Source organism: Devosia sediminis (assembly GCF_016411825.1).
In the GTDB taxonomy this organism is placed as follows: Bacteria; Pseudomonadota; Alphaproteobacteria; order Rhizobiales; family Devosiaceae; genus Devosia; species Devosia sediminis.
Genome location: NZ_JAEKMH010000008.1, coordinates 1 through 26,197 on the forward strand (window position 1 = coordinate 1; position 26,197 = coordinate 26,197).

The 26,197-nt window shown below is 61.9% G+C and carries 32 protein-coding genes and 1 pseudogene; 16 read left to right on the plus strand and 17 right to left on the minus strand.

Annotation, left to right across the window (positions count from 1 at the left end):
• Nucleotides 1–149: 149 nt before the first annotated feature.
• On the minus strand, nt 150–731 hold the full coding sequence (locus tag JEQ47_RS19970; RefSeq protein ID WP_198878199.1) for a hypothetical protein: 582 nt from the start codon (nt 729–731) through the stop codon (nt 150–152).
• 231 nt (nt 732–962) lie between these two features.
• Here JEQ47_RS19970 and JEQ47_RS19975 point away from each other — a divergent pair, with 231 nt between their 5' ends.
• From JEQ47_RS19975 to arsK, 7 genes are read left to right on the plus strand one after another with little or no spacing between them, the layout of a single operon-like run.
• Nucleotides 963–1,319: an ArsR/SmtB family transcription factor gene (locus tag JEQ47_RS19975; protein WP_191772199.1), complete on the plus strand. Its 357-nt coding sequence runs from the start codon at nt 963–965 to the stop codon at nt 1,317–1,319.
• Complete coding sequence (locus tag JEQ47_RS19980) at nt 1,312–1,839, plus strand: arsenate reductase ArsC (protein WP_198878200.1); 528 nt, start codon at nt 1,312–1,314, stop codon at nt 1,837–1,839. Before JEQ47_RS19975 ends, JEQ47_RS19980 begins: the two co-directional genes overlap by 8 nt.
• Nucleotides 1,836–2,261 (plus strand): arsenic resistance N-acetyltransferase ArsN2, encoded by a 426-nt coding sequence (gene arsN2, locus JEQ47_RS19985; RefSeq protein ID WP_198878201.1) that lies wholly within the window; start codon nt 1,836–1,838, stop codon nt 2,259–2,261. Before JEQ47_RS19980 ends, arsN2 begins: the two co-directional genes overlap by 4 nt.
• Before the next feature lie 7 nt (nt 2,262–2,268).
• Entirely contained in the window at nt 2,269–3,330 is a 1,062-nt protein-coding gene (gene arsB, locus JEQ47_RS19990; protein WP_198878202.1) for an ACR3 family arsenite efflux transporter, read from the plus strand.
• Nucleotides 3,327–3,749 carry an arsenate reductase (glutaredoxin) gene (gene arsC / locus JEQ47_RS19995; RefSeq protein WP_198878203.1) on the plus strand — a complete coding sequence of 141 codons (423 nt, stop codon included), beginning with the start codon at nt 3,327–3,329 and terminating at the stop codon, nt 3,747–3,749. Before arsB ends, arsC begins: the two co-directional genes overlap by 4 nt.
• A complete protein-coding gene (arsH, locus tag JEQ47_RS20000) occupies nt 3,724–4,449 on the plus strand; it encodes an arsenical resistance protein ArsH (protein WP_046143961.1) in 726 nt (241 codons plus the stop codon). Before arsC ends, arsH begins: the two co-directional genes overlap by 26 nt.
• A 6-nt stretch (nt 4,450–4,455) precedes the next feature.
• A complete protein-coding gene (gene arsK, locus JEQ47_RS20005) occupies nt 4,456–5,661 on the plus strand; it encodes an arsenite efflux MFS transporter ArsK (RefSeq protein ID WP_198878204.1) in 1,206 nt (401 codons plus the stop codon).
• A gap of 61 nt (nt 5,662–5,722) precedes the next feature.
• Here the strand turns inward: arsK and JEQ47_RS20010 are convergent, their stop codons facing one another.
• From JEQ47_RS20010 to JEQ47_RS20025, 4 genes are all read right to left on the minus strand, one after another.
• Nucleotides 5,723–6,013 (minus strand): heavy-metal-associated domain-containing protein, encoded by a 291-nt coding sequence (locus JEQ47_RS20010; protein WP_191772206.1) that lies wholly within the window; start codon nt 6,011–6,013, stop codon nt 5,723–5,725.
• Nucleotides 6,006–7,253: a L,D-transpeptidase family protein gene (locus tag JEQ47_RS20015; RefSeq protein ID WP_193730834.1), complete on the minus strand. Its 1,248-nt coding sequence runs from the start codon at nt 7,251–7,253 to the stop codon at nt 6,006–6,008. The genes JEQ47_RS20010 and JEQ47_RS20015 overlap by 8 nt, the downstream gene beginning before the upstream one ends.
• Before the next feature lie 58 nt (nt 7,254–7,311).
• Complete coding sequence (locus tag JEQ47_RS20020) at nt 7,312–7,641, minus strand: hypothetical protein (RefSeq protein ID WP_035083843.1); 330 nt, start codon at nt 7,639–7,641, stop codon at nt 7,312–7,314.
• A gap of 113 nt (nt 7,642–7,754) precedes the next feature.
• Complete coding sequence (locus JEQ47_RS20025; protein ID WP_051960711.1) at nt 7,755–8,237, minus strand: DUF305 domain-containing protein; 483 nt, start codon at nt 8,235–8,237, stop codon at nt 7,755–7,757.
• Nucleotides 8,238–8,796: 559 nt separating this feature from the next.
• Between JEQ47_RS20025 and JEQ47_RS20030 the strand changes: the two genes are divergently transcribed.
• From JEQ47_RS20030 to JEQ47_RS20055, 6 genes are all read left to right on the plus strand, one after another.
• Complete coding sequence (locus JEQ47_RS20030) at nt 8,797–11,352, plus strand: heavy metal translocating P-type ATPase (RefSeq protein ID WP_198878205.1); 2,556 nt, start codon at nt 8,797–8,799, stop codon at nt 11,350–11,352.
• Complete coding sequence (gene cueR / locus JEQ47_RS20035; RefSeq protein WP_193730831.1) at nt 11,349–11,810, plus strand: Cu(I)-responsive transcriptional regulator; 462 nt, start codon at nt 11,349–11,351, stop codon at nt 11,808–11,810. Before JEQ47_RS20030 ends, cueR begins: the two co-directional genes overlap by 4 nt.
• Nucleotides 11,811–11,973: 163 nt before the next feature.
• Entirely contained in the window at nt 11,974–12,276 is a 303-nt protein-coding gene (locus JEQ47_RS20040) for a GNAT family N-acetyltransferase (protein WP_328769773.1), read from the plus strand.
• A gap of 67 nt (nt 12,277–12,343) precedes the next feature.
• Nucleotides 12,344–12,544 (plus strand): heavy-metal-associated domain-containing protein, encoded by a 201-nt coding sequence (locus JEQ47_RS20045; protein ID WP_198878206.1) that lies wholly within the window; start codon nt 12,344–12,346, stop codon nt 12,542–12,544.
• Between the two features lie 94 nt (nt 12,545–12,638).
• Nucleotides 12,639–13,436, plus strand: coding sequence for a WD40/YVTN/BNR-like repeat-containing protein (locus JEQ47_RS20050; RefSeq protein WP_198878207.1), 798 nt, complete (start codon nt 12,639–12,641; stop codon nt 13,434–13,436).
• Nucleotides 13,415–13,813, plus strand: coding sequence for a c-type cytochrome (locus JEQ47_RS20055; RefSeq protein ID WP_198878208.1), 399 nt, complete (start codon nt 13,415–13,417; stop codon nt 13,811–13,813). The genes JEQ47_RS20050 and JEQ47_RS20055 overlap by 22 nt, the downstream gene beginning before the upstream one ends.
• On the opposite strand, the gene JEQ47_RS20060 is transcribed toward JEQ47_RS20055, so the two are convergent.
• The 7 genes from JEQ47_RS20060 to JEQ47_RS20090 form a co-directional block, all read right to left on the minus strand.
• Nucleotides 13,814–14,134, minus strand: a complete 321-nt coding sequence (locus JEQ47_RS20060) for a hypothetical protein (RefSeq protein WP_193730828.1) — start codon at nt 14,132–14,134, stop codon at nt 13,814–13,816.
• A 456-nt stretch (nt 14,135–14,590) separates the two neighbouring features.
• Entirely contained in the window at nt 14,591–15,067 is a 477-nt protein-coding gene (locus tag JEQ47_RS20065) for a DUF305 domain-containing protein (protein ID WP_230989676.1), read from the minus strand.
• A 30-nt stretch (nt 15,068–15,097) separates the two neighbouring features.
• Nucleotides 15,098–15,469, minus strand: a complete 372-nt coding sequence (locus JEQ47_RS20070; protein ID WP_198878209.1) for a hypothetical protein — start codon at nt 15,467–15,469, stop codon at nt 15,098–15,100.
• Nucleotides 15,470–15,525: 56 nt separating this feature from the next.
• Nucleotides 15,526–16,413 (minus strand): c-type cytochrome, encoded by an 888-nt coding sequence (locus JEQ47_RS20075; protein ID WP_193730826.1) that lies wholly within the window; start codon nt 16,411–16,413, stop codon nt 15,526–15,528.
• 3 nt (nt 16,414–16,416) lie between these two features.
• Entirely contained in the window at nt 16,417–17,043 is a 627-nt protein-coding gene (locus tag JEQ47_RS20080) for a cytochrome c (protein WP_193730825.1), read from the minus strand.
• A 54-nt stretch (nt 17,044–17,097) separates the two neighbouring features.
• Nucleotides 17,098–17,421 (minus strand): hypothetical protein, encoded by a 324-nt coding sequence (locus JEQ47_RS20085; RefSeq protein ID WP_198878210.1) that lies wholly within the window; start codon nt 17,419–17,421, stop codon nt 17,098–17,100.
• An 85-nt stretch (nt 17,422–17,506) separates the two neighbouring features.
• Nucleotides 17,507–19,870, minus strand: coding sequence for a heavy metal translocating P-type ATPase (locus JEQ47_RS20090; RefSeq protein WP_328769763.1), 2,364 nt, complete (start codon nt 19,868–19,870; stop codon nt 17,507–17,509).
• A 974-nt stretch (nt 19,871–20,844) separates the two neighbouring features.
• Between JEQ47_RS20090 and JEQ47_RS21140 the strand changes: the two genes are divergently transcribed.
• Nucleotides 20,845–21,462 carry a L,D-transpeptidase family protein gene (locus JEQ47_RS21140; RefSeq protein WP_328769775.1) on the plus strand — a complete coding sequence of 206 codons (618 nt, stop codon included), beginning with the start codon at nt 20,845–20,847 and terminating at the stop codon, nt 21,460–21,462.
• A gap of 63 nt (nt 21,463–21,525) precedes the next feature.
• On the opposite strand, the pseudogene lspA reads toward JEQ47_RS21140, so the two are convergent.
• Together lspA and JEQ47_RS20100 are read right to left on the minus strand one after the other, a co-directional pair.
• Nucleotides 21,526–21,957, minus strand: a pseudogene (gene lspA / locus JEQ47_RS21145) (signal peptidase II); the annotation flags it as partial.
• A complete protein-coding gene (locus tag JEQ47_RS20100; RefSeq protein ID WP_236021033.1) occupies nt 21,954–22,832 on the minus strand; it encodes a cation efflux transmembrane domain-containing protein in 879 nt (292 codons plus the stop codon). The pseudogene lspA and the gene JEQ47_RS20100, both read right to left, overlap by 4 nt.
• A gap of 71 nt (nt 22,833–22,903) precedes the next feature.
• Here JEQ47_RS20100 and JEQ47_RS20105 point away from each other — a divergent pair, with 71 nt between their 5' ends.
• Both JEQ47_RS20105 and JEQ47_RS20110 read left to right on the plus strand, forming a co-directional pair.
• Nucleotides 22,904–23,299: a MerR family transcriptional regulator gene (locus JEQ47_RS20105; protein ID WP_035083863.1), complete on the plus strand. Its 396-nt coding sequence runs from the start codon at nt 22,904–22,906 to the stop codon at nt 23,297–23,299.
• The gene (locus JEQ47_RS20110; RefSeq protein ID WP_035083864.1) at nt 23,260–23,691 is read left to right on the plus strand and encodes a c-type cytochrome; all 432 of its coding nucleotides are present in this window, start codon (nt 23,260–23,262) and stop codon (nt 23,689–23,691) included. The genes JEQ47_RS20105 and JEQ47_RS20110 overlap by 40 nt, the downstream gene beginning before the upstream one ends.
• Nucleotides 23,692–23,700: 9 nt before the next feature.
• Here the strand turns inward: JEQ47_RS20110 and nadE are convergent, their stop codons facing one another.
• From nadE to JEQ47_RS20875, 3 genes are all read right to left on the minus strand, one after another.
• Nucleotides 23,701–24,525 carry an NAD(+) synthase gene (nadE, locus tag JEQ47_RS20115; RefSeq protein ID WP_198878212.1) on the minus strand — a complete coding sequence of 275 codons (825 nt, stop codon included), beginning with the start codon at nt 24,523–24,525 and terminating at the stop codon, nt 23,701–23,703.
• A 65-nt stretch (nt 24,526–24,590) separates the two neighbouring features.
• Nucleotides 24,591–25,370 (minus strand): toll/interleukin-1 receptor domain-containing protein, encoded by a 780-nt coding sequence (locus tag JEQ47_RS20120; RefSeq protein WP_328769769.1) that lies wholly within the window; start codon nt 25,368–25,370, stop codon nt 24,591–24,593.
• Nucleotides 25,370–25,750, minus strand: coding sequence for a serine hydrolase domain-containing protein (locus tag JEQ47_RS20875; protein ID WP_236021035.1), 381 nt, complete (start codon nt 25,748–25,750; stop codon nt 25,370–25,372). The genes JEQ47_RS20120 and JEQ47_RS20875 overlap by 1 nt, the downstream gene beginning before the upstream one ends.
• Nucleotides 25,751–26,197 lie beyond the last annotated feature (447 nt).

Sequence of the window (26,197 nt, forward strand, 5' to 3'; positions counted from 1 at the left end):
CAATAGCCAATCAACAGAGCGAGGTCTTTGGGTGCCGGGAGAATTGAACGTAGCTCCTAAGCCAGTAATGCTAGCTAGGCCTGCAAAACGATCGTGACGCTTGATCGCCATCGAACGCCGCCTCGCGAGGTCCTTGGGTTCGATGGCGGTCAATATGATTCGTCGTCGTCACCGCGGAGCAGGTCTTCCAGGCCGGAGTTCATCGCGAGAAACCCGCCGTCGTCCAGGCGATCAAGCGTCAGGAGCCCGGCGCGTTCGAAGATGATCCAGATCCGGCGCTCCGCCCGGGAGAGCCAAAGCTGTATGGACAGCAAACGCCTGCTCATGAAGCGGCAGTCTTCCCCGTCCAAGTCGCCGGGCCACACCCCTTCATGGAACAGGCGGTGTACGAAGTAGTCGCGCTTGTCCTTGATCCACTTCAGGTACCTGATGTCCTCCGCCGCGATGCCGTGTTTTTCCAGAACCTTGATGAGTGATCCCAGTGTAGAACCTTGAAGCGTGGCCCGTTTTGCCACGAACCGGTCCCACCGGTCGGCGTCTTCACCGAGCCTGTGCTGCACCTTGAGTCGGTCGCACATCTGCATGGCGCTGATCAGCATGTCCTCGAACTTGCCAACCGCCAAATAGGTACCGGCCATCTCCTGGCAATAAAGAAATCGAGCCACATCGTCCTCCGACATGGCGCCGATGATCTCGAGGAGCTGTTCCTTCGACAGTTCGGGACGAAACACCGTTGCTACTCCTCCGCGCGTCGGTCCCGCGTATGATCGCGCAAGTAACCTTTAGGCAATACCGGGTCGAGCCAACGCCCGTCTGGCATGTTACCAGGTTTGATGCTGCGCGTGGTCATGTCTCATCGCCCCGGCTGTTAGCCGTGGCAGTGCTGAAGCTTCCACGCCCTGCATAAGACGCGGCAAAAACCTCATCTTGACAGCGAATGATAAATCCATAATTTTGGATATATGGAATCAACACATGCAATCGAAGTCTTCGCTGCACTGTCGCAGTCGACCCGTCTGGATACCTTCCGCTTGCTCATGGAACACGAGCCTGAAGGTCTACCGGCAGGGGAAATCGCGCGCCGCCTAGAGGTGCCACAGAACACGATGTCGTCGCACCTGGGCGTACTAACCCGTGCCGGCCTGATCGAGTCCGAGCGTCACAGTCGTTCGATCGTTTATCGTGCCGTCGTTGATCGTGTTCGAGAGATTGCGAGCTTTCTAGTGCAAGACTGCTGCGGTGGTCGACCGGAGCTGTGCGAGCCTCTCGTCGCCGAGTTCACCCCTTGTTGCCCACCAAAGGAGTCGAGCCATGCCTGACCGCGTCTACAATGTCCTGTTCCTCTGCACCGGCAATTCTGCCCGCTCGATCTTGGGCGAGGCGATCCTCAATCATGTGGGCCAAGGCCGTTTTCAGGCATACTCCGCGGGCTCGACGCCCAAAGAATCGGTTCATCCGATGACGCTGGAGACGCTGGCCAAGGTTGGCATTCCGACGGATGGCCTTCGCTCGAAGGCTTGGGATGAGTTCGCCGCCCCGGATGCACCCAAGATGGATTTCATCTTCACGGTCTGCGACAACGCTGCCGGCGAAGTCTGTCCGATTTGGCCCGGTCAGCCGATGACCGCCCACTGGGGCATCGAAGACCCTGCTGCAGTTGACGGACCGGTGTTCAAGCAACGTGCCGCCTTCGATGATGCCATGCGCTATTTGCGCAACCGGATCGGCGCGTTCATCAACCTGCCGATCGCCAGCATCGATCGTATGGCATTGAACTCGAAGCTTGAAGGCATTGGCGCCATGGACGGAACGACCACCAAGTCGTCCAAGGTCGCATGATCAGCTCGACCCCCATACCGGGGAATGATCCGAAGTTCCTCGCCGCTCTCACCGCAGCAAAGCTTCCCACCGACGATGTTGGTGAACCTGACCGGTCGTTCTTCCGCTTCGAGCGGGGCGGTCGGCTTCTCGGTTTCGGCGGCTTCGAGCTCTACGGCGAGGACGCCCTTCTTCGATCCGTTGTCGTGCCGCAGGAAAGCCGGGGCACTGGCGCCGGGCGTACGGTGGCCGAGGGCATGCTTCGTGAAATCTCCAATGCCGGCGGCACGCGAGCGTACCTGCTGACCACCACGGCAGCCGACTTCTTCAAGCATCTTGGCTTCGAGGTCATCGACCGTGAGGACGCACCTTCCGCGATCCTCAGGACGCGCCAAGCCTCTTCCATCTGCTCATCCGCACCGATGCTGTTCCGCGCCATCTAGGTTTCCAATGTCCATTTTCGAACGCTACCTGACCTTGTGGGTCGCCATCTGCATCGTCGTCGGCATTGCTGCCGGCCACTTCTTCCCTGCTGTTTTCCAAAGCCTGGGCTCCTTCGAATACGCCCAGGTCAACACACCCATGGCGGTCCTCATCTGGCTGATGATCATCCCCATGCTCGTCCGCATCGACTTCATGAGCCTTCGGCAGGTGGGCGCATACTGGCGCGGCATCGGCGTCACCGTCTTCATCAACTGGGCAATCAAGCCGTTCTCAATGGCCCTTCTAGGCTGGCTCTTCATCGGCGGGCTGTTCCGACCACTGCTGCCGGAGACGCAGATCGACAGCTATGTCGCGGGCCTCATCATCCTAGCCGCAGCGCCGTGCACCGCCATGGTGTTCGTCTGGTCAAACCTGGTCCGGGGCGAACCCCACTTCACCCTGAGCCAAGTCGCCCTCAACGACGCCATCATGGTCGTCGCCTTTGCGCCGATCGTCGGCCTGCTGCTCGGCCTTTCTGCCATCACCGTTCCCTGGGACACGCTGCTGCTCTCAGTCGGGCTCTACATCGTCGTGCCGGTGATTGCTGCGCAGCTCTATCGCAGGTGGCTGCTTGCCAATGGCGGCATCGACGCCATGAACAAGGTGCTGGCCGTCCTGCAGCCGATCTCGATCGCCGCGCTGCTGCTGACCCTCGTCATGCTCTTCGGCTTCCAGGGCGAGCAGATCATCGCCCAGCCCACGGTTATCCTGCTGCTGGCCGTGCCCATCCTGATCCAGGTCTACCTCAACTCGGGCTTGGCTTACTTCCTGAACAGGGTCTCCGGGGAGCAGCACTGCGTCGCCGGGCCCTCGGCACTGATTGGCGCTTCCAACTTCTTCGAACTCGCGGTTGCGGCTGCCATTGCCCTCTTCGGCTTCAACTCCGGGGCCGCGTTGGCCACCGTGGTCGGCGTGCTGGTCGAAGTGCCGGTCATGCTGTCGGTGGTCTGGATCGTGAACCGTAGCAAGGGCTGGTACGAGCGCGGCGCAGCCGTTCGACACAACACAGAAACGAGGGCCGCCGAATGAGCGTCACCATCTACCACAACCCCGATTGCGGCACGTCCCGCAACACCTTGGCCATGATCCGTCAAAGCGGCGTCGAAGCGACGGTGATCGAATACCTCAAGACGCCGCCAAGCCGCGATCGCATCTTGGAACTGGTCTCCGCCGCCGGCATCAGCCTGCGTGATGCCCTCCGCAAGAAGGATACCCCGTACGAGGAACTGGGCTTGGGTGACCCGGCCAAGACCGACGAGGACCTGCTCGAAGCCATAAAAGCGCAGCCGATCCTGCTCAACCGTCCGTTCGTGGAGACCCCGGTGGGCACCCGCCTCTGCCGGCCATCCGAAGTCGTGCTCGATATCCTCGAGAACCCCGATATCGGGCCGTTCACCAAGGAGGACGGCGAGGTCATCATCGATGCCGAAGGGAAGCGGCTTGTCTGACTTGCCAAACGTCCTGCCTGCAGCCTTCCAGGTTCCCGACTTCGGCCAGCTCGTCGCTCCTGCCCTCGACCACAAACCACGCATTCTGATGCTCTACGGGTCGCTGCGGGAACGCTCCTACAGCCGATTCCTGACCCTGGAAGCCGCACGCCTCCTTGAGGCATTCGGTGCCGAAGTCCGGATCTTCCACGCAAATGGCCTACCGCTGCCCAACGATGCTCCAGAAACGCACCCCAAGGTGCAGGAACTGCGCGAGGCCATGCTATGGTCTGAAGGCCAGGTTTGGACATCGCCGGAACGGCATGGCGCGATGAGCGCGGTGTTGAAGTCGCAGATCGACTGGATACCGCTTCCTGGCGGCGCCATTCGGCCCACGCAGGGTCGAACTCTGGCGGTCATGCAGGTGTCGGGTGGCTCCCAGTCCTTCAACGCCGTCAACCAAATGCGCATTCTCGGACGCTGGATGCGGATGGTGACCATCCCCAACCAGTCCTCGGTGGCAAAGGCCTTCCAAGAATTCGATGAGGACGGTCGCATGAAACCGTCATCCTACTACGATAGGGTCATCGACGTTATGGAGGAGCTGGTGAAATTCACGCTGATCAACCGCGGCGTATCCGGCTACCTGACCTCCCGCTATAGCGAGCGCAAGGAAGCGGCAGCCAAGCTCGAGGAGCGGGTCGGCCTCAAGTCGATCTAGGATACGATGGCCGATACCCAATCCAACGCCGGCGCCATCTGGGCTCTCGGCATCACCCAGATCATCGGGTATGGCACCCTCTATTACAGCTTCAGCATTCTTGCCCCGAACGTCGCCGGCGACCTGCAGGTGCCAGTGGAGTGGATCTACGGCTGCATCTCCCTCGCACTGCTCGCCGGTGGGCTCGTCTCGCCATGGGCGGGCGGGCTGGCAGATCGGGTCGGTGCTGGCAGGGTAATGTCGGCCGGCTCGGTTGGTGCCGCTGCGGCGCTGGCGACTTGCGGGCTGGCGGGGAACGCCATGGCCTTCCTGGCTGGCGTGATCCTTGTCGAACTGGCATCTGCCTTCGTGCTCTATTCCACGGCGTTCGCCTTCCTCGCCCAGACGACGGGCTCCCGCGCCCAACGCAGCATAACCTACCTGACCCTCATCGCCGGCTTTGCCTCGACGATCTTCTGGCCGCTTACCACCTGGTTGCTGGAAGCCGCGAACTGGCAAGAGGTCTACTTCCTCTTCGCCGGCCTGAACCTCGCGGTCTGTCTCCCGCTGCACCTGTTGCTATCCCGCTTCGCACGGATCGCAGCGGGTCGTCCGCCCGAAACGGTCGCTGCCCCGATGCCGATATCGGTCGAGAACGGAAACCTCGTGTTCGTCCTCATCGTCCTTGGGTTCTCGCTGGCCGGCTTCGTTTCGGCGGCGACATTGTTCCATATGGTGCCCATGCTTGGCCTGCTGGGGCTGGGCACAGCCGGCGTGTGGGTCGCCTCGCTGCTCGGTCCTGCCCAGGTGGCAAGTCGATTGATCAACATGGCCTTCGGCCAGAACCTTCCTGCTACGGTCTTGGCAGTGGTCTCGGCAGTCACAATGCCGCTGGCGTTGGGTGCGTTAGCGCTATCCGCCCCCTCAACTACTGGCGCCATTGCCTTCGCGGTGGTTTTCGGTATCGGCAGCGGGCTCTTCAGCATCGTCTCCGGGACGCTGCCATTGGCGATCTTCGGCAAGGCAGGTTTCGGGAAACGGCTGGGCTGGATCGGCATGGGAAGGCTGGGTCTGTCCGCATTGGCGCCATTCGCCTTGTCGATCTCCCTCGGCACTATCGGACCGGAGCCATCGCTCTGGGTCTTAGCTGGCGCCGGCACCTGCTGCGTCGCGGTGTTCGCCGAAGTGTGGCGTCGCTGCTGTCCGTCAAGATCAGTGATGCCAGCTCGTTAGTGCACGAAGTTCACGTTCCGCGATTTACCTATCTCGCAACCGCTCTATAGATCTGGTCACGTCACCTCGCTCTGGCGCGTGCTCGACAGGGGCAGTCCATCGAGGTGCCGGGAAACGCCTTCCCGGCCTCCGACACTTCGTAGCCGAGAGCCTTCACGCAACCAAACAAGTTGGCGAGGTCGAACCCCTCGCCACTGCGGACGGTCATGCTTGCGCCGCTCAGCGAAACTCCGACATAGGCGATGCCTGGGAGCCGATTGACCGCGTTCTCCAGGACATGGACGCAGCCGTCGCAGGCCATCCCGGCGATCCCGATCGTCAGCTTCTCCCCGACCCCCAGGACGTCATGCATCGAAGCTGACCTTGCCGGCCATGTCGAACTCGTAGACATCGTCCCGGAAACTGACGACCCCGTTCCGGTTCGCCCACGCCGAGATGTAAGTCGTGTGGATCTCCGGAGGGTTGGTTACCTCGACGTCCTTCCGCTCGCCGGTGGCGAACACATTGGCGACCTCTCCGGGCCCCCAGTCGCCGTTGTCGCGCAGCACCCAGCCGACGAAGTCCTGGACCTGGTCGACGCGGACGCAGCCTGACGAATAGAACCGGGCGTTCTCCCCGAACAGGCCCTTGGTCGGCGTGTCGTGCAGATAGACCGCATGAGGGTTGTGGAAGTTGATCTTGACGTTCCCCATCGAGTTCTGCGGACCCGGATCCTGGCGGAACCGGTAGTTCACCGCTTCCTCGGTCTGCCAGTTGATCTGGCTCGGTTGCAGCTCGTTGCCGCTGCCGTCGAAGATCCTGATCTTCTGTTCGGTCAGGTAGTTCGGGTTCTCGTTCATGTACTTGATGAGATCGCGACGGATGATCGAGACGGGCACGTTCCAGTACGGATTGAAGTTGATCTGGTGGATGCGGCTCTTGAGGATTGGCGTCTGCCGGTCGATGCGTCCAACCACAGCGGTGTGCCGGCGCTGCACCATCCCGCCCTCGACAACCTCGATGAAGGCCGCGGGAATGTTCACCACGACGTAGCGGTCCGCCAACGCCGACGCCATGTTCTGCACCCGTAGCAGGTTGAGGCGAAGCTGGTGCAGTCGGGTCTCGGCCGGAACATTGAGGGCATACCAGGTGGCTTCGTCGACCTGTCCGCTTACCTGCAGGCCATGGCGAGCCTGGAAGCGTCGCAAGGCGGCGTCGGTCGGAGCGTCCATTGCATCGTCGACCCTGTCCACCATGGGCATGTCCGCAGAGGCGAGCAGCCGCCGCTTGAGCTGCACCACGCCATCACGGTTGACGCCCATGGTAACGCCGTAAGTTTCCTGCGGCACCTGCTCCCAGCCGCCGCGGGCGACGAAGGGCTCGTATTGGGCAATCGCCATCTGAAGGTTGTTGGCCGTGTCGTAGCTGAGGATCGGCTCGACAGTATCGATGGCTTGGATCGCGGCGGCACTGTTCGCTTCCCGCTCTGCATCGGTCAGAGTGCGGGTCTGGTTCATCATGTCCCACAGCGACTGCGCCCGGGCAGGCTGCATCATGGGCAACTTGGCAGCCGCACCCAATGGCAGCAGCCGCAGGAAATCTCTTCTCTTCATTTCTGTCTTCCGTGGCTTGGATCGTTGGCATTGCCGGTCCGGAGCCCGGACCGCGGCTTCAGCCGACACGCGGAGGACGGAAGAGACCTTTCGGCACAGTTGCGCCGGTCGCGGCAAGATCGAGATCCAGACCGTGGTCATGCCTTGCAGCATAGGGTTCGGCTGCCGCTGCCGCCACATCGGGAGCACAGAAGGCGACGGAGCAGCACCCTATGGCATGGAGCGGTTCTCCGCCGCAGCCGTCGTGATGCTGGTGATCGTAGCCCTCGACCACAGGAGGTGGATCGATGGCTGCAAAAGCCGTCGCGTTGGCCTGCACTGAAATCATCAGGATCATGGCAGCGCACAAAGCGGGCAGCAGCCCGCGGGCGAGGCGGATAATCGACATCGGTTTCACGGACGCAGCATGGCCTGTTCAGTTGACCTGCTTATCACGAGAAAATCGGGCGACATTACGAATGACGCATATGGAGACTCCGGTCGCGTTGGATGGCGGGGCGATCACAGCCTCGCGCCGATGGCTTCCATCTGTTCAATCTCGCTGCGCTGCGCCTCGATGATTTCGCCGCACAGGTCGACCAATTCCTGATCCTCGAGGTCGGCCTCGCGGCACATGAGAATGGCCCCGGAATGATGCGGGATCATGCTGTCGACGAACTGACGGTCGTCAATTAGGGCCTGGCTTCTCGTTCCCCAGAAGGACAGCACCGTGAGCAGTACGAATGCAAGATAGAGGACGATGTTCATCCTACGGTTCGGGAACATACCCGGCATTGTCGCTAGCATGAAAATGCCCATCGGCGCCCACATGGTCACGGCCATGTAGAACATGTTCAGGTTGTTCCGAAAATCGGGCCAGCCGTCGATCATCGAGAACATGACGAAGTACATGACGACCAAGCCAAGGATCATGTTGATCCAGAACATGAGATACGGACGCCCGTGCCCCTTGTGATCGCCTCCTTCATGAGTCGCATGACCCATTCCTGAATGTTGCGCATGGTCAGTCATGATCGTCTCCGGGTGCCTTGATCAGGGCCCTGTCGGTCCTGCCGGTTGATTTCGGACCATCACCGCTTGCGAACGCCGGCGATGGCTCACCTTGCCACCATAAAGGTTTCCACGGTGGCAAGGTCAATGGGTCAAGTCTCAGAACGCCTTGCCCTCGATCTTCGCCTCCTCGCAGCTCAGGCCTTCAGGCGCGCAACCCCAGGTCAACCTGGATGGCGGAAAGCGCCACGCCCATGGGGGACGTGTTGAGGATGACGATGAACTGCGCTGCGCAGAGAGCGCCAGCGCCGCCCACCGCCTCGTGTCGGTATTGGCGTTTTGCATAATGAGGTCCTTGACGATTCCGCCGGTGCGGAAGCGGTTATCGTGCAACCGCTGCACGACTGTCGCGGAGTCCTGGCTGTTCCAACCCTGGAAAGGTCAAGCGCCCCGTGACCGTCCCGAACCTTGTTCATCGATCGACATTGCCTCTTGACCTTCCAATCGTTGGAAGAATTACCTATGTCGACAGTCGATCAAAAGGACTGTCGAAATGTCGCTTGCATCCGATCTCCAGACGCCAGTCGGCACCGCCGCCGCGAAGCTCGACTTCCAGGTGGAAGGCATGACCTGCGCGTCGTGCGTGTCCCGTGTGGAGAAGGCCATCCGTGCGGTGCCGGGCGTGGCATCGGCCAGCATCAACCTCGCCACTGAAAGGGCGACTGTCGACTTCTCGGGTGCACTGGATCCACGCGGCGTGGTTTCCGCTATCGAGAAGGCGGGCTACGCTGTTCGCTCGGAAACGACCGAGCTGCTGATTGAGGGCATGACCTGCGCCTCGTGCCTGTCTAGGGTGGAAAAGGCGCTGACCGCCGTCCCCGGCGTCGCATCGGCTTCGGTCAATCTCGCCACCGAAAAGGCGGTCGTGATCCACCCCGCCGACACGGTCACTCGATCCCAGCTCGAGGAAGCGGTGCGGGCCCGCGGCTACGATGTGGTGCAACAGGCAACGGTTACCCCGGACGCGGAGCCCGAGGATCGTCGGGCCATCGAGATCATCGGCCTCCGGAACTCGCTCGCGCTTTCCGCGGTGCTGACCATACCTCTCTTCGGCATGGAGATGGGGTCGCACTTCATCCCGGCCGTCCATGATTGGATCATGATGGGTCTCGGCCACGCCAACAGCCTCTACATCCAGTTCGCGGTGGCCACAGCAGTGCTGTTTGGACCCGGCCTCCGGTTCTTCCGCAAAGGCATCCCCAACCTGTTCCGTCTTGCGCCGGACATGAACTCGCTTGTCGTCCTGGGCACCAGTGCAGCCTGGCTTTATTCGGTGGTGGCCACCTTCCTCCCCGGCTTGCTGCCGGAAGGTACCCGCAACGTCTACTTCGAGGCTGCGGCGGTGATCGTGACCTTGATCCTGCTCGGTCGCTTCCTGGAGGCAGGGGCGAAGGGGCGCACCAGCCAGGCGATCAAGCGGCTCGTCGGTCTTCAGCCGAAGACCGCTCGTGTCGTCAGGAACGGCGTTGCCTTGGAGGTGCCGCTCGAAACGGTTGTGGCAGGCGATGTGCTGGAAATCCGCCCTGGCGATCGCGTGCCGGTCGACGGCACAGTAGTCGACGGCAACTCCTATGTTGACGAGTCCATGATTACCGGCGAACCCGTCCCTGCCCGTAAGTCGGCGGGCTCGGAGGTTGTCGGCGGCACCATCAACAAGACAGGGGCCTTCAGCTTCACGGCCACCAAAGTCGGGGCCGAAACGATCCTTGCCCAGATCATCCGGATGGTGGAAGCCGCACAGGGCTCGAAGCTCCCGATCCAGGCCATGGTGGACATGGTTACGGCGTGGTTTGTGCCGGCCGTGATCGGCGCGGCGCTCCTCACCTTCGCCGCATGGTTCATCTTCGGCCCCTACCCCGCCCTTACCTTCGGCCTGGTCAATGCAGTCGCCGTCCTGATCATCGCCTGCCCTTGCGCCATGGGTCTCGCGACGCCCACCTCCATCATGGTCGGTACCGGTCGGGCCGCCGAAATGGGCATCCTCTTCCGCAAGGGAGAAGCGCTCCAGACCCTTCGTTCGGCTCAGGTGGTGGCACTCGACAAGACGGGCACGCTGACCAAGGGCAAGCCTGAACTCACCGATATCGAGGTTGTAACCGGCTTCGATCGCCGTGAAGTGCTGCGGCTCGTCGCCAGCGTCGAGGCGAAGTCAGAGCACCCGATCGCCGAAGCCATCGTTGCCGCTGCCGAAGCGGAGGGGCTTGTGCGTGGTCCCGTCGACGGCTTCTCTGCGGAACCCGGTTTCGGCGTCATCGGCAATGTGGATGGTCGATCGGTCCTCGTCGGCGCCGACCGTGCCATGACCAAGGCTGGCATCGATGTTGCCGCCTTCAACACGACGGCGTCCCGGTTGGGCGATGAGGGCAAGACCCCGCTTTACGCGGCGATCAACGGGCAACTGGCTGCCGTCATCGCGGTTTCGGATCCTGTTAAGGAAACTTCGCGCGAAGCGATCCGGGCGCTGCATGACCTCGGCCTCAAGGTCGCGATGATCACCGGCGACAATGCCCGGACCGCCCACGCCGTGGCCTTCCGTCTTGGCATCGACGAAGTCGTCGCCGAGGTGCTGCCGGACGGCAAGGTCGCGGCCATCAAGCGGCTTAAGGAGGGCGGCCGCACGGTGGCCTTCGTGGGTGATGGCATCAACGACGCTCCTGCCCTGGCGGAAGCCGATGTTGGCCTGGCAGTCGGCACAGGCACGGACATCGCTATCGAGAGTGCCGATGTTGTGCTGATGTCCGGCGACCTGCGTGGTGTTCCTAATGCGATTGCCCTTTCCAAGGCGACCATCGGCAACATCAAGCAGAACCTGTTCTGGGCCTTCGGCTACAACGTGATCTTGATCCCTGTGGCCGCCGGGCTGCTCTATCCCGTGAACGGCACTCTGCTGTCGCCGGTCCTGGCAGCGGGTGCAATGGCGCTGAGCAGCGTTTTCGTCCTGGGCAACGCCTTGCGGCTTCGAGGCTTCCATCCCCCTGTGAAACAGGGCGCTGGCAACGGAGCCGAACCCAATACGCTCGAATTCAACCAGATGGAGACCGCATCATGAATATCGGCCAAGCCTCCAAGGCCAGTGGCGTGTCGACCAAGATGATCCGCTACTACGAATCGATTGGCCTCATCACGGCGCCGCTGAGGACCGAATCCGGCTACCGGGTGTATTCGGACAACGATGTCCATGCCCTCCGCTTCATCAGCCGGGCCAGGGACCTCGGCTTCTCCATCGAGCAGATGGCCGACCTCCTCGCGCTGTGGCGGGACCGCTCCCGCGCCAGCGCGGACGTGAAGGCCATCGCCCTCGATCACATCCGTGTTCTCGACGAGAAAGCCAAGGCCTTGGCGGCCATGAGCGAGACGCTGCGCCACCTCGCCGAAAACTGCCACGGCGATGGTCGGCCCGACTGCCCAATCATTGATGGCTTTGCCGGCGAAGCACCTGTCGCTGCCCGGAAGCGGAAGCCACGTTTCGGCGTGCTGGATATCTCCCCTGACCGTGCGCATGGTTAAGCCGTGTTTGGGGAAGATCTCTATCGTGTCGCCGAGGAGCTGCCGTCCATCGATGACTACCTGAGGCTTCGGGATCTCACGGGCCTCGGTCTCAAGAGCAGCAGGGGCGCTTCGATCGGACTGCCGAACTCCGTTTTGGGGTGCGTTGTCCGCTCCGCCGATCATGTCGTCGGCATGGGGTCGGGTGATAGGCGATGGAGGACTCTTCTTCCAGATCACAGACATCGCGGTCGATCCGGCCCATCAAGGCCTCGGGTTGGGCAAGTCCATCATGACCAGCCTGATGACACGCCTCGATGCCCTGGCTCCCGAAGGTGCCTATGTCAGCCTGATCGCTGACGGCGACGCACGTCATCTCTATGCACGCTTCGGCTTTGCGGAGACAGCACCTGCCTCGGTCGGCATGGCCATGGTTTTCAGACCCATCGAGGGCCAGCGCGACGATCACTGGGAAAAAACCGGCTGAGAAAGGTCTTGACCTTCCCAGCGTTGGAAACCCCATATTCAGGTAACCATCAACCGAGGATGAACCGATGCATAATTTCCAAGTCAACGACATGACCTGCGGCCATTGCGCTTCGACGGTCGAAAAGGCGGTGAAGAGCGTCGATGCCGCTGCCCAGGTTAAAATCGACGTCAACACCCGCAAGGTCGAGATTCAGAGCGAAAAACCGGCGGATGCGTTCGTCGCCGCCATCGGCGAAGCTGGCTATACTGGCGAACCGCAGGTCTAGTCCTTTAGGCAGGCAGCGAACCTGCCTGCCGGCCCTTCTCCGAAAGCATGGTCAATCGATGCATCCAAGCGCTGCCGTCCTTCCGCTCCTCTTCATGACCGCGGCATTCGCGGGCGAGCATGCTCCGGCCCGACCGATCGCCGAGCTGTCTCACATCCATGGCGTGGTGCTACCTGCCGGTTCGGACGACGTCCTGCTCGCCACGCACCATGGTCTCTATTCGGTGGACGCCGAGGGCATGGCGACAATGATCTCTGCGACGGCTGACGACTTCATGGGCTTCACCACCTCGACCGATGGTAAGCTTTTCGCCAGCGGCCATCCCGCGTCGGGCGGCAACACAGGCGTGATCGGTGCCGACCATGCTGGGTCGGGCTGGATTTTACTCTCTCCCGGTGCGAACGGTCCGGTCGACTTCCACGCCATGACCGTCAGTCCTTCCGATCCGCAAACGCTCTACGGCTCGTACGGCGGCATACAGGCGAGCCGGAACGGCGGCCTGACATGGTCCGTCGCCGGTCCGGGTCTCGACGACCTCATCGATCTGGCCGCTGCCGCCGATGATCCCGGCCACCTCTATGCCGGAACCATAACAGGGCTCTACGAGAGCTTCGACTTCGGACGCTCCTGGGCTGCGGCGACTGACATTGCGATGCCGGTGACGGCGCTAGAAACGGCTCCTGACGGAACGGTATGGGGGTTCATCCCGAACCTCGGTCTTCACCGGCTGAACGGCAGCGATCTCGAGATGGCATCCCCGATCACCGATGCTGTCATCTTGCACATGGCATTCGATCCTGATGACCTCGCTCGGATGGTGGCAGTCACCTCGGATAGCGAGGTCCTTTCCAGCGGCAATGGCGGCAAGACATGGTCACCGCTCGTTCCATAGCGCTGCCGATCGCCCTTTCCTTGCTCATGGGCGTGGCCGATGGCCAGGAGCTGGATGGTAGGACCCTTTACTTGGACAATTGCGCCGCTTGCCACGGCGTCGAGCTCGAGGGTCAGCCGGACTGGATGGCTCGGCTGTCGAACGGTCGCCTGCCTGCACCTCCGCACGACGAGACGGGGCATACATGGCATCATTCCGACGCCCAGCTCTTCCGTGTCGTCAAGGAAGGACTTGCAAGCATAGCTCCGGGCTATGAAACGGATATGCCAGCGTTCGGCGCCACCATGACGGATACGGAAATCACCGCTGTCCTCGACTATATCAAGAGTACATGGCCGGATCGGGTGCGCGAGTCCCAGGCGCAGCGGTCGCAATAGTCAGCGCATCTCCCGTTCACGGTCCGGGTGTGTCCGCCGATAGCGAAGATGCACCCGCGCCACGACCAAAGCGACGGTCGGCCAGAACATGGTGTTGACCACATCGACGATCGCCCCGCTGAAGTCGACTTCGTGAAACAAGTCGAGGGCCTCGTTGATCAGTTCAAAAGCTAACACCGACAACCAGGGCAGGACGCTCGTCGGCCCACGCCGGAAGACAAGGATGGCGATGACGTAGATGGCGAGGCCGAGATGGATGTGCAGCGCATCCCTGCTCAGGTTCAAGAAGTCGGTTGCCAATGTCTTGAGGTCGTTCAGCATGAATGGCGCCCTTCAGGCCTCTACAACATGTCCCGTGGACAACCCTTTGTCGTCACTGGAAGAATCAAGAAAAATGTTGTATTAGCCTCGGCTATGGTTGAGGCGCGAGAAGGCGAGCGCTTCCGAAGGAAGGCACCTCAACCATAGCCGAGCGCGCATGTTGCGCTCCTTGAGCGCAACAACGATCCGAAGGGCGCTCAATTGGACCTTGCCGACTTGGACCTTTATAGTCTTGGTGATCTTGGACAACATAATTTCTGACCTCTACGAGTTTACTAAGCACCTGATTTTGTAGCATAAAACGGGCTCAAAAGCAAACGGCTTGGGTCTTCGGCGTCTCGGTTTGGCAGGCGTCGTATGCAACTGCTTTCGTTGAATGCTCACCTAAAACCACACGGGCCGATGCGCTTCTCGATGGTCGGAGGAGCGCCGTGGGCGCTCCTCCTTGTTTGGCCGTTACTCGTTGGCGCCTTCGCCTTCCAGCCAGGCGACCATGTCGGCGATCTCCTGCTCCTGGGCATCGATCACCTTCTGGGCCATGTCCTTGGCCCACTGGTTGTCGCCATGTTCAAGCTCGGCCTTGGCCATGTTGATGGCACCCTGGTGGTGCGGGATCATCGAACAGACGAAAGCCACGTCGATGTCTTCCACCATCATGGAATCCATCATCTGCTTGTTGGTCTCGTCCATGCCGGCCATCAGGTCCATGTGGGCCTGATCCATCTCGTGGTCCATGTTCATCGACATGTCGCTCGACATGTCGCTCGACATGCCTTTGGCGGACTTGCAGATCTCCGGCAGTTCGGCGGCGCCTGCCTGGCTGCCGCCCATCGCGGACATATCGTGTCCCGCCATGGCATCCTGAGCCAAGACAGGAGCCGACATCGCAGCGAGGACGGTGGTGGCGAGAAGGGCGTTCTTGATGATGTTCATTCTAGTTGTTCCTTGATTTGAGAATTCGTTTCAGATGAGGTTCTGCTCAAGGAACTTCGGAGGTCGATCTATGCGGCCCCATGCCTGCCGCGGAATAACACCGAGCAGTCCGATGCCATGATCGGTCGCCGCATAGGCGGGCATGCTGGCGATGGCTGCGACCGGAAGCGCGGAAGGACAAAGTCCCATGCCGCAACAGGCCACGACACCATGGGCATCGGAAAGGCAAGCGCCCTCACAGTCACCATGATCGGAGTGATGGTGAGCCATTGTCGTCCCAAGGGCAGGGGAGGATGCCATTGCACCGTGATGCATCGTCATGCTCACCACCACTGCGGCGATGACCATCGCTATCACGCGGATGCGCTGCCTTATGGCTGCCAGGAAAAACGGTTTGGGCATGAAGCTCCAACTCCTAGCCCTCCCCGGGGTTCCTGCGGAAGCGGTCAGAGGCAGCATCATTTCCTTCCGATATCCAGAAGATAGGTGGCCATGTCGTCGATGTGCTCGTCCAGAAGGAATTTCATGCTTCCATGGATCACCTCAGCCATCGATCCGCCGAGCACGTCCCCGCTCGGGGTGATGCCCGTGCGCATCGTCTCGACCAATGCCGGCTTGGTATATCCGTTGGCGGTCAGGTAGCGGGCGGTAAGCGGAGGCGACTTGCCCCCATCCTGCATCGCCGGATCGCCCGTCAGCTCGAGCGAGCTCGGCAAACCGCCGAGGACGTTGCGCGGCGCATGGCAGGCGGCGCAATGGGCCGGTCCCCAGACCAGGTACTTCCCGCGGTTCCATTCGGGCGATCTCGTTTCGTCCGGAACGTACTCGACAGGGCTCTCGAAGAACGTGCGCCATGGCCTCAGGCCCGCCCTGACGTTGAATGGGAAGCTTACCTGGTGGGGAACGTCGGGCGTGCCCACTGCCGGCGTCGCACGCAGTGCGGCCCACAGGTCGGCCATGTCGCTGTCGGTCAACGTGGCATAGAACTCGTAAGGGAATGCCGGGTAATAGGGGTCACCATCAGGCGACACCCCTTCCCTGACGGCCCTCACGAACTGCTGGAACGACCAGGTGCCAATGCCCTGGGTCGGATCCGGCGTGATATTGGGTGCGTAGAAAGACCCGAACTTCGACACCAACGCGGCCCCTCCTGAAAGGGGCGGTGCCCCGGGCGCCGTGTGGCAGGTGATGCACCCGGAAAGGCGTGCAAGATAGGCGCCCCTCTTCGGATCGCCCTGAAGCTCGGCCACCGGGCGAGCACCGGCGACGGGCCAGGTCTCGAGCACGAGAACACCCAGCGCCGACAGCACAAGAAGTGCGACAAGGATCATCGGCAAGCGGTTCATGGCTCACCGACGAAAAGCGGTATGGCATGCCGCACAGGTGGCTGCGATGTCCGCATAGACTGCGGCGACGGGTCTCGCCTCTGATAACGGTTCACTGTTGGCATGGATCGAACCTGTGGTCGCCATGTCGATCGATGCTACCTGTTCGGTCGAAAGTCCCATCAGCCACTCGAAGTCCATCTGCTCCCACTGAGACAGCTGTGCTCTTACCGCCACCGGCTCAGGGGTCGGCATGCTCGGCGACTTTACGAGCTCATCGGCGGACGTACCCAGTTCGGTACCAAGCTCGGCCAACCGATCAGCATAGTCTGAGAACGTCTGCCAATTCGCCCATATCTCGGGCTTGGCCTCAGACGGCCCCTCGATGCTTCCTTGGGGGAACAGATCGGTCATGGACCGGCCGGCATGCATCTTGATCATTTCGGCGGCTGTGGCGATGGCCTGCACGTCCGCTTGAGTGGGCTGCGATGCGATGGGAGCCAGCAGTTTGATCTGCTCGCTCAGCATCATCATGCCCGCCATCCGCTCGCCTACTATGCCCGTGGCGCCGCCATGCGCGAACACCGAAGCGGCGCCCGCGAGCAACAACCCTGAGGCAAGGAGCCTCGGGTCAACTCGATTCATCTTCATTTGTCGTGGTCCAGGTTGCTGAATGCCGCAGGTGCGGCCGCCGTTTTGAGTGGCTCAGCTACGAGGAGGTCGAAGGTCTTCGATGGCCAAGGACAGAGGAATGTCCGTCTCCTGGTCAAAATAGACCACCGAAGCCACTTTTACCTGGCACGACAGACTCACCGGTTCGATCCCAAGTATGGGCGCACCGCAATGGACGGCGGCATCACCAGGAAGATGCGAATGATCCGAAGTGTGCGAGGAGGGAGAATGATTGTGAGCGGCCTCAACAGTTGCGACGTCGAAAGGCCGGGCGTCCTCCGGATGCACGGAGACTGCTCCGAGCAGCAGGACCATCAGCAGGGCCAGCATGTTGACGAGGCAGCTTAGCGGCTTCAACGGCGAATCTTTCCTAACGCGGCGTCCCTTGGACGATGGCATTGTGACCTTCCCATGGCGCAAGGACAACTTGGAAGAGCCATGATCAAGTGATCCTCGCGGAGCGCAGCCGCAGCGAATTTGCGATGACGCTTACTGACGACAGAGCCATGGCTGCCGCGGCGATCGCAGGCGACAGGGTCAGACCGAAAAAAGGGTAGAGCAAGCCTGCCGCCACCGGGATGCCGGCGGCATTGTAGACGAAGGCCAGGAACAGGTTCTGCCGAATGTTGCCCATCGTCGCCCGCGACAGCCGGATGGCCTTGGCGATGCCGACCAGGTCTCCGTTCAGCAGCGTGACCCCGGCACTTTCCATCGCCACATCGGTGCCGGTGCCCATTGCGATGCCGACGTCCGCCGCGGCCAAGGCCGGTGCATCGTTGACGCCGTCGCCGGCCATGGCCACCACCCTGCGTCCGTTTCGCAGGCCGCTGACCACGTCGCCTTTCCGCTCCGGCAGCACGTCGGCCTCGACCTCCGTGATCCCCAACTCGTGCGCCACAGCTGCTGCCGTGACCGAATTGTCCCCGGTGAGCATGACCACGCGGATGCCCTCCCGCTTGAGCTCTGCCAAGGCAGCTGGCGTTGTCTCCCGGACAGGATCGGAAATCCCGATGGCGCCAGCTACCCGACCGCTAATGCTCACCAGCACCACCGTTGCGCCTGCGTTGCGGATCTCATCGGCACGGCCCTGGAGGATGTCGGACGCCATGCCCTCGGAAGCTAGATACTTGGCGCTGCCGACCATGATGCGGCGTCCATCGACCGTTCCGGTGATGCCCTTGCCGACCGGCGAGTTCACGTCCTGCGGCTCCGCAAGCACGAGCTGCCGTTCGTCCGCTGCTGCGACGATGGCGTCGGCAAGGGGATGCTCGCTCGCCCGCTCGAGGCTGGCGGCCGCGGCCAACAGCGAGGTTTCGTCAAAACCGGCGGCGGGTAGGATGTGCGTGACCTTGGGACGCCCCTCGGTAAGCGTGCCGGTCTTGTCCACCACCAGGGTGTTGACCCTTTCCAGCCGCTCGAGTGCTTCGGCATTCTTGACCAGGAGACCCAGTTGGGCCCCCTTCCCCACACCGACCATGATCGACATCGGCGTCGCCAGTCCCAATGCGCATGGACAGGCGATGATCAACACCGATACGGCAGCGACCAGTGCATGGGCGAAGGTCGGCTCCGGACCCCATATCATCCAAGCGATGAAAGCTAAGGCCGCGATGGCGATGACGATGGGGACAAACCAGCCGGAGACTTGATCGGCGAGACGCTGGATCGGTGCACGGGACCGCTGTGCGGCGGCGACCATGCCGACTATCCTCGATAGCATGGTGTCCCTGCCGACACCCGTGGCCTCCATGACGAAGCCGCCCGAGCGATTGACAGTGCCGGCGATGAGCTTGGATCCCTTCTCCTTGGTCACGGGCATCGACTCGCCCGTTAGCATGGACTCGTCAATGGCGCTTCGCCCGTCGAGGACGACGCCGTCCACCGGCACCTTCTCCCCGGGGCGGACACGTAGCCGGTCACCGACGACCACCGCATCGATCTCAATCTCCTCGTCAAACCCTGCGGCGGTGATGCGTCGTGCGGTTTTGGGTACGAGCCCGAGCAACGCCCTAATGGCACCCGAGGTCTTTTCCCTGGCCCTCAGCTCGAGCACCTGCCCCAACAGGGCTAGTGCCGTGATGACGGCAGCTGCCTCGAAATAGACCGGCACTGCGCCATCCATGTCGCGCATGGTGTGCGGGAAGATGCCGGGCAGCAGCGTGGCGACAACAGAGTAAATCCAAGCCACGCCGATGCCCAAGGCGATTAGGGTGAACATGTTGAGGCTGCGATTCCGGATTGAGGCTATGCCGCGCTCAAAGAATGGCCATCCGGCCCAAAGCACCACCGGGGTCGCGAGGAACAGCTGTATCCAGTTCAAGGCTTGGCCGGAGATCCACATGTGGAGGTCGACTGCATGGGCGGTCATCTCGAGCACGAAGACAGGCACCGCCAGCGCTGCGCCGAACGAGAACCGCCGGTTCATGTCCCGCAATTCGGGACTTGGTTCTTCGTACGCTGTTGGCAGCTCCGGCTCGAGGGCCATGCCGCAGATCGGGCAAGAACCGGGTGCGTCCCGCCGGATCTCGGGGTGCATCGGACACGTCCACACGGTACCCGCGGGTGCTTTTCGTTCCTTTAAGTTTGGGGAGGCATTGAGATAGCTGTCCGGATCGGCGACAAATTTGGAGCGGCACACCTCCGAGCAGAAGTAGTAGGTCTCGCCCCGGTAGGAGAAGTTATGCTTGGCGGTCGACGGGTCCATCGTCATTCCGCACACCGGGTCCTTGATCAAGGCGGAAGCACTGCCTGGTGCTAGGTTTTCATGGCCATGATGGTCGTCATTCTCATGGTGATGGGCTGACACGATCTGCCTCCTGTTTCGTTCAGGATGCTCCTTGCCACGGTGGGAAGGTCAACCCCTACCCTCATCTCGATCAGGCGAGCGATCACCCCTGAGACATCGGGGACGAAACCATAGCCCCTATACGGCCGCATCACACTTCAGAGCGTCAACCCTGACCGGTCCGATCGATCGAAAGGCAGATCAAGATCGCTCTCGGGATACAGTGCCATGAAGGCATTAGCCATGGCCTGCACGTGTTCAAGATCGGTATGTGCACCAGACGTCCGCGTAGATGTCTCAGAAGGCTGACAAACGTAAGCCAAAAGTTCTTGGCGATGCCGTGCCACCACGAGTTTAAGTTTGTGGGCGGCAGCAGCGGCTGGGGCCTCTTCGCCGATGATCCGTTTCACTACTGCAATCGCATCAATCGCATCCGCGTCCTTCGGTTTGGCATCGAAGTACCGAGCCGCCCACCAATCCTGGACCAAAGCGAAATTGCCGTCCTTGAACTCGATGCGATATGGACCTTCGAATGATTTCGAATTGCCTGCTGGGTCCTTCCAGCTCGCGATGGCGGTGACGAAGTCGTCCTTTTTCAGTCTGCGTTTGTGGCTATCGGCCCGAAGAACGATCAAGACGCCTTCGTCTTCCCACTGCGCCAAAATCTTGTTTTCGTAGTCGTACGGTTCCAGTGCAACGATGTCGTCCGCGTTCATGGTGATCTCCTTGTCTCTTGAGGATACGGCGCAATGGCGCAAGACACATCCAGCGAGAACGAGGCTCATGATCGGGTAACCCTGGTCCGATATGGTGACGCGGAACTGAACAGGACTCCCATGCCCGCTCGCCTTCTTCAACTCGTCACGGCCATGATCGTAGCCGTATTCCTTGTCGGCTGCAGCCAGTTCGTCGGCGACAATCGTCACAACGTTCCATTGCCGAAGGGACTGGTGGACCAGATGGCGGCGATCGGTTCCTCGCCTACCGAACCGATGATGATCCGGGTGTTCAAGGAGAGTTCCGAGCTCGAGGTGTGGAAGCGCACCCACACCGGCCGGTACGCCCTGCTCAAGACCTATCCGATCTGCAAATGGTCGGGTGCGCTCGGACCCAAGATCCAGGAAGGCGACTACCAATCGCCGGAAGGCTTCTACGACGTGACCCCAGCCCTGATGAACCCGAAGTCGAACTACTTCCTGTCGTTCAACGTGGGTTTCCCGAACAAGTTCGACCAGGCTTGGGGACGCACCGGCAGCTACCTGATGATCCACGGCGACTGCAAGTCGGTGGGTTGCTACGCCATGACCGACGACGGCATCAAGGAACTCTACGCCCTGGTTCGCGAGAGCTTCAGGGGCGGCAATCGGTCCGTGCAGCTGCAGTTGCTGCCATTCCGCATGACGGAGGCAAACCTCGCGCGGCACGCCGCCAGCCCCCATGTCCCCTTCTGGCGCAACCTCAAGGAGGGCACGGACATCTTCGACCGCACGCTGCAGTTGCCGGCGGTTGACGTGTGCGAGAAGCGTTACGTCTTCAACCGCACGGGCGCCGCGCTGCTCGATCCCAACGGAACCTGCCCCGTCGCGCCGCTCTCGACCATGGCCGCCCTTTGATGGGTTAGGGGCCCCGGCACCGGGGGCGGTATGGCCCGCGAAGGCGCCGGTGATGGTCGCCATCAGCAGCATGACGACGCCGGCGGTGATGCCGACGTCGGCCAGGTTGAAGGTGGGAAAGTGCCAGCCGCCCGCGTGCAGGTCGATGAAGTCGGTGACCGCGCCATCGGGAATGCGGTCGACGAGATTGCCCAGTGCCCCGCCCAGGATGGCGGCGTAGCCAAAGCGCTCGAGTCGTCCACGGCTCCTGTGCCACAGCCAGGCGACCACCGCGGACACCACGAGGGTCACGAGGACGATGGCCCACCAGCCCCCGGGCCCGTCCGCGGCGAACATGCCAAAGCTCACGCCGGTATTGAATCCCAGGGTAAGGTTCAACACCGGCAGCACCGGCACGCCAGCCCCGTCGAGGTACATCAGGGCGGCCTCCTTGGTGGAGGCGTCCACGCCGATGACGCCCAGAACGAGGAAGAGCGAGGAGTCGCGATTGCTCATCGGCCAGCCTGCCGTAGGTCAGACCTCGCATCACGGATGATCGACCAAGCGGACTGCAGGAACAGGCCGGCCACCGCGAAGGCGACGATCAGGTCCGGCCACTGCGACCCGGTCCACCAGACCGCACCCGCGGCGGCAACCACGGCGAGGTTGCCGATGGCGTCGTTGCGGGAGAACAGCCAAACCGCTCGCATGTTGGCGTCGCCCTTGCGGTGCGGGATAAGTACCACTGCGGCCAGCACGTTGACCATGAACGCCACCAGCGCGAAGCCGCCCATCAAGAGGCTCTCGGGCTGGTGCTCGATGAAGACCCTATAGAGCGTCGACGCGACGACGCCCAAACCGAGCAGGCCGAGAAAGATGCCCTGCAGCAGGGCCGCCTTCGCCCGGGCGGCAAGTCCCCAGCCAACGGCGATCAGGCCCAGGAACGAAATGAGCCCGTCGCCAAGGAAGTCGAGCGAGTCGGCCTGCAGCGCCTGGGAGCCGGCGATGAAGCTGCCGGCGATCTCGACGATGCCGTAGCCGACATTGAGCAGCACGACGATCCAGAGAGCCCGCTTGTAGGCCGGCGTGACGTGCGAGAGGTCCGGAATGTGATCGTCGTCGCCCTCCTCTTCCTGGTCGTGCTCGGAGTTCGCCCCCTTCTGCCCGCCGATCCGGTCGAGCTGGTAACCGAGGTCCGTTACTGCGGTCTCGAGCAGCGGCAAGCGCCGACCGGGATCGTCCACCTCGAGCGTCATGATCTGGGAGGCGATGGAGACCTTGACGTCCTGGATACCGTCCACCTTGCGGGCGGCCCCTTCGATCTTGGCGGCGCAGGACGAGCAGTCCATGCCAGTGACTTGGTAGCGTACGGTTTCGGCAGCAGCGCTCATGCCCTTGCTCCTTCTTGAGACGATTTGGTGCAGAGGCTACAACCTGTAGTCACTACAGGAGCAAGCAGGAAATGCAGATAGGGGATCTCTCCCGCCACGCGGGGGTCAATATCGAGACCATCCGCTACTACGAACGAGCGGGCGTGCTGCCCGTACCGGCCAGACAGGGCAACGGGCGCCGCATCTATGGCGAGGCGGACGTCCGCCGTCTCGGATTCATCCGCCACGCCCGCGATCTCGGCTTCGACCTGCAGTCCGTCCGCACCTTGTTGGCTTTGCAGGAACAGCCCGAGGCCTCCTGCACCGATGCCAGTCGAATCGCACAGGCGCAACTGGACGAGGTCGAACGTCGCCTGGCGCAGTTGCAGAGCCTGCGAGCAGAATTGTCGCGGATGGTCGCCGAATGCCGGAAAGGGGTCGTCGCTGAATGTCGTGTCATCGAAGCGCTCAACACCTCGCCGTTCTGATCGCGGTCGCCTTGGCGGGAGCGGCGGGGGCGGCCCTTGCCGAGGACGCTTCCGGCAGGCAGGTCTATGTCGAACATTGCGCAAGCTGCCATGGCGCGAACCTCGAAGGTCAGCCGAACTGGAAGCAGCGGCTGCCGACCGGGCGCCTGCCGGCACCGCCCCACGACGCGACCGGCCACACCTGGCATCATTCCGACCGGCAATTATTCCGGATCGTCAAGGAAGGGCCGGCGGCCATGATGTCCGGCTACGAGACCGACATGCCGGGCTTCGGTGCGGTGCTCGACGACGCCGAGATCGCAGCCGTGCTCGACTACATCAAGAGCACCTGGCCCGAACGCCAGCGCGACGTGCAGGCCGCCAAGTCCGCTTCGGACCCGCTCCAACCATAGACGAAGCCGTCAGTCCGCGGCGTTGGCGGCGACCGGAAGGGCTCGCTTGTGGGCGGTCGCGCGATAGGCGTTCACGATCCGATCGCGGGCGAAATCGGGAACCGCCCTGCCTTCGAGGAAATCGTCGATCTGGTCGTAGGTCACCCCATAGGCGTCCTCGTCTGGCCGCAAAGGGGCATTGTCCTCGAGATCCGCCGTAGGCACCTTGAACACCAGCTCCGACGGTACACCGAGGTGGGCTGCTATGGCGCGGACCCTTCGCTTGTTCAGGCCGGCGAGCGGCAGGATGTCGGCGGCGCCGTCGCCGAACTTGGTGAAGAAGCCCATGACCGCCTCGGCGGCATGGTCGGTGCCGATGACGAGGCCCTTGAGACCCCCTGCCAGGGCGTACTGAGCGATCATGCGCTGCCTCGCCTTGACGTTGCCGAGGACGAAATCCTCCTGGGCTGCGTCGTTCGGCACGAACCCGGCGGATTTTACCTGTTGCCACATGGCGTCCGCAGCCGGCTTGATGTTGACGGTGAAGGTCTGGTCAGGATTGATCGCCGCCAACGCCGCCCGGGCGTCCTTCTCGTCTGCCTGCGTACCGTAGGGAAGTCTTACCGCGACAAACCGGGCTTCATGCCCTTCCGCCCTCAGTTCACGGGCGGCCCGCTGCGCGAGCAAGGCCGCCGTGGTGGAATCGATGCCGCCGCTGATGCCCAGGACATAGGTGGCAAGCCGGGAGCGCACGAGGTAATCCTTGAGGAACGCCACCCGTCTCTCCGCTTCGGCAAGCGCATCGAACGTCGGAGCGACGCCCAATTCGGCCATGATCTGGGCTTGCGTGCTCATCGTCCTGGCTTCCTTTCATCCGTCCTGTTCATGGTCTGGACGCCCCGATCCAAGGAGCGGTTCATCTACATGTCACCCTGCAGTCGCCCGATGAACATGGACCAGTAGATTTCGGCAGCTCCCTCGAGCGTGAGGTGCTCCTCGCGTTGGCCGCCGAACGAGCGCATGCCCATGCTGCGCAGGAACATCGACTGCTCGTCGGCATCCACCCTGAGGTTCTCGTTATAGCCGTTCGACTCCATGGTTTCCCCATCGACATAGCTGATGCCGTTCGTGGAGAACCCGCCGCCCATGAAGATCGTGCAACGGGTGATGGCCTTGCCGCCTCGGTAAACCGCCGCGGTGAAACGGTTGGAATCGATCCGCCGGAAATCGCCGTCGATGCCGTCGTTACGCTCGCCCAGTTCCGCCAAGGAATTCTCGAAATATTTGGCGAGGAACTCGAAGGCTTCCACCCTGAAACGATCCTTGTCCTGATCCGTGAAGCTTTTGGCCAGGCGTAGATTGCTGGACCTCGGACCCGCCGCAACCGCGGTCGTGGACGAAACCAATCTTGTGGGCTCCGAGCGGGATCGGACCGGGTCGGCGAATCGCTCCGCCGCTTTCCTGATGTCCTTGACCACGTCGAGCATGGCCACATCCCGGTCTGGCCACTGCGTCACCGGCTTGCCGTCCGAAGGTGTGGCCCGCAGTTTGCCGAAGGGAGCATGGTGCCATTCGCAGGGGCGAAGGATGACGGGAATAACAACGGCTTCACCTCTGGCCTGCCGATCCAAGGCGACAGTCATCTCCTTGTCGTAGCAGTAGTCCGATGCCAGGAAGTCTGGGCTTACCAGCAGGAGCACTATCTCGGCACTTTCGAGTTCCGTACTGATCGAACCGTCGAGTTCCTCCCCCGCTCGGGAACATGCCTGCCCACATCGTCGCTTAAGGACAACAGCCCATCTCGTTCGAGCAGCAGGATCGTTGCGGCGACGAACTGCTTCTGAACCGATCCGGCATCGAAGCGAGTGTCCGAGACGATCGGCACCCCTCGTTCCAAGTCGGCAAGGCCGAAGGCACGAGCGACGCTTCTGCCGTCGCCGGGCTGCACCGCCACCGAGCATCCCGGGCCATCCGGTTCTACCCAAGAGAAGATTTCATCGATTTCTTGAGGCAAGGTCTCAGCTGAGACTGGTGCTCCGCAGAACAGGCTCGCGATAACGAGGGGATGCAGCTTAAGCATGGGTCACCTCGCAGATTCTTTGATCGTAGCGCGTGTCTTGTTGTGAACCTTGGGGCAAGTAGCAAAACGGGGGCAAGATGATGGACATTTATCTCTCCAGGTTTGGACAGATTGACCATCATCTCGCAAATGCGCGCCGCCATGAGCGCCAGGTGATAGTTCTCTGAGCTTATGGATTCTGTAACGCCCCGATACCCATTTGGGCCCAACGCGTGACAACCATCCAGGAAAGCGCGTCCTGCGAATGTCTGCTCTTAGCGATTTAAGAATCCGGAACGAACGGCTGAAATGGGGCGCGTTGAAGTCGTTCCGTCGTCTGATGTCCGACAAAACGAACCAGGTTGGAGTATGGAGATTATCTGTGGACCCATGGACCCGTGGACCCGTGGACCCGTGGACCCGTGGACCCGTGGACCCGTGGACCCGTGGACCCGTGGACCCGTGGAC

Excerpts from the sequence above, each read along its gene's own strand:
- JEQ47_RS19975 (WP_191772199.1), top strand. The coding sequence starts at position 963 with ATGGAATCAACACATGCAATCGAAGTCTTCGCTGCACTGTCGCAGTCG.
- JEQ47_RS19980 (WP_198878200.1), top strand. The coding sequence starts at position 1,312 with ATGCCTGACCGCGTCTACAATGTCCTGTTCCTCTGCACCGGCAATTCT.
- arsN2 (WP_198878201.1), top strand. The coding sequence starts at position 1,836 with ATGATCAGCTCGACCCCCATACCGGGGAATGATCCGAAGTTCCTCGCC.
- arsB (WP_198878202.1), top strand. The coding sequence starts at position 2,269 with ATGTCCATTTTCGAACGCTACCTGACCTTGTGGGTCGCCATCTGCATC.
- arsC (WP_198878203.1), top strand. The coding sequence starts at position 3,327 with ATGAGCGTCACCATCTACCACAACCCCGATTGCGGCACGTCCCGCAAC.
- arsH (WP_046143961.1), top strand. The coding sequence starts at position 3,724 with ATGCCGAAGGGAAGCGGCTTGTCTGACTTGCCAAACGTCCTGCCTGCA.
- arsK (WP_198878204.1), top strand. The coding sequence starts at position 4,456 with ATGGCCGATACCCAATCCAACGCCGGCGCCATCTGGGCTCTCGGCATC.
- JEQ47_RS20010 (WP_191772206.1), bottom strand. The coding sequence starts at position 6,013 with ATGCATGACGTCCTGGGGGTCGGGGAGAAGCTGACGATCGGGATCGCC.
- JEQ47_RS20015 (WP_193730834.1), bottom strand. The coding sequence starts at position 7,253 with ATGAAGAGAAGAGATTTCCTGCGGCTGCTGCCATTGGGTGCGGCTGCC.
- JEQ47_RS20020 (WP_035083843.1), bottom strand. The coding sequence starts at position 7,641 with ATGTCGATTATCCGCCTCGCCCGCGGGCTGCTGCCCGCTTTGTGCGCT.
- JEQ47_RS20025 (WP_051960711.1), bottom strand. The coding sequence starts at position 8,237 with ATGGGTCATGCGACTCATGAAGGAGGCGATCACAAGGGGCACGGGCGT.
- JEQ47_RS20030 (WP_198878205.1), top strand. The coding sequence starts at position 8,797 with ATGTCGCTTGCATCCGATCTCCAGACGCCAGTCGGCACCGCCGCCGCG.
- cueR (WP_193730831.1), top strand. The coding sequence starts at position 11,349 with ATGAATATCGGCCAAGCCTCCAAGGCCAGTGGCGTGTCGACCAAGATG.
- JEQ47_RS20040 (WP_328769773.1), top strand. The coding sequence starts at position 11,974 with ATGTCGTCGGCATGGGGTCGGGTGATAGGCGATGGAGGACTCTTCTTC.
- JEQ47_RS20045 (WP_198878206.1), top strand. The coding sequence starts at position 12,344 with ATGCATAATTTCCAAGTCAACGACATGACCTGCGGCCATTGCGCTTCG.
- JEQ47_RS20050 (WP_198878207.1), top strand. The coding sequence starts at position 12,639 with ATGACCGCGGCATTCGCGGGCGAGCATGCTCCGGCCCGACCGATCGCC.
- JEQ47_RS20055 (WP_198878208.1), top strand. The coding sequence starts at position 13,415 with ATGGTCACCGCTCGTTCCATAGCGCTGCCGATCGCCCTTTCCTTGCTC.
- JEQ47_RS20060 (WP_193730828.1), bottom strand. The coding sequence starts at position 14,134 with ATGCTGAACGACCTCAAGACATTGGCAACCGACTTCTTGAACCTGAGC.
- JEQ47_RS20065 (WP_230989676.1), bottom strand. The coding sequence starts at position 15,067 with ATGAACATCATCAAGAACGCCCTTCTCGCCACCACCGTCCTCGCTGCG.
- JEQ47_RS20070 (WP_198878209.1), bottom strand. The coding sequence starts at position 15,469 with ATGCCCAAACCGTTTTTCCTGGCAGCCATAAGGCAGCGCATCCGCGTG.
- JEQ47_RS20075 (WP_193730826.1), bottom strand. The coding sequence starts at position 16,413 with ATGAACCGCTTGCCGATGATCCTTGTCGCACTTCTTGTGCTGTCGGCG.
- JEQ47_RS20080 (WP_193730825.1), bottom strand. The coding sequence starts at position 17,043 with ATGAAGATGAATCGAGTTGACCCGAGGCTCCTTGCCTCAGGGTTGTTG.
- JEQ47_RS21140 (WP_328769775.1), top strand. The coding sequence starts at position 20,845 with ATGATCCGGGTGTTCAAGGAGAGTTCCGAGCTCGAGGTGTGGAAGCGC.
- JEQ47_RS20100 (WP_236021033.1), bottom strand. The coding sequence starts at position 22,832 with ATGAGCGCTGCTGCCGAAACCGTACGCTACCAAGTCACTGGCATGGAC.
- JEQ47_RS20105 (WP_035083863.1), top strand. The coding sequence starts at position 22,904 with ATGCAGATAGGGGATCTCTCCCGCCACGCGGGGGTCAATATCGAGACC.
- JEQ47_RS20110 (WP_035083864.1), top strand. The coding sequence starts at position 23,260 with ATGTCGTGTCATCGAAGCGCTCAACACCTCGCCGTTCTGATCGCGGTC.
- nadE (WP_198878212.1), bottom strand. The coding sequence starts at position 24,525 with ATGAGCACGCAAGCCCAGATCATGGCCGAATTGGGCGTCGCTCCGACG.
- JEQ47_RS20875 (WP_236021035.1), bottom strand. The coding sequence starts at position 25,750 with ATGCTTAAGCTGCATCCCCTCGTTATCGCGAGCCTGTTCTGCGGAGCA.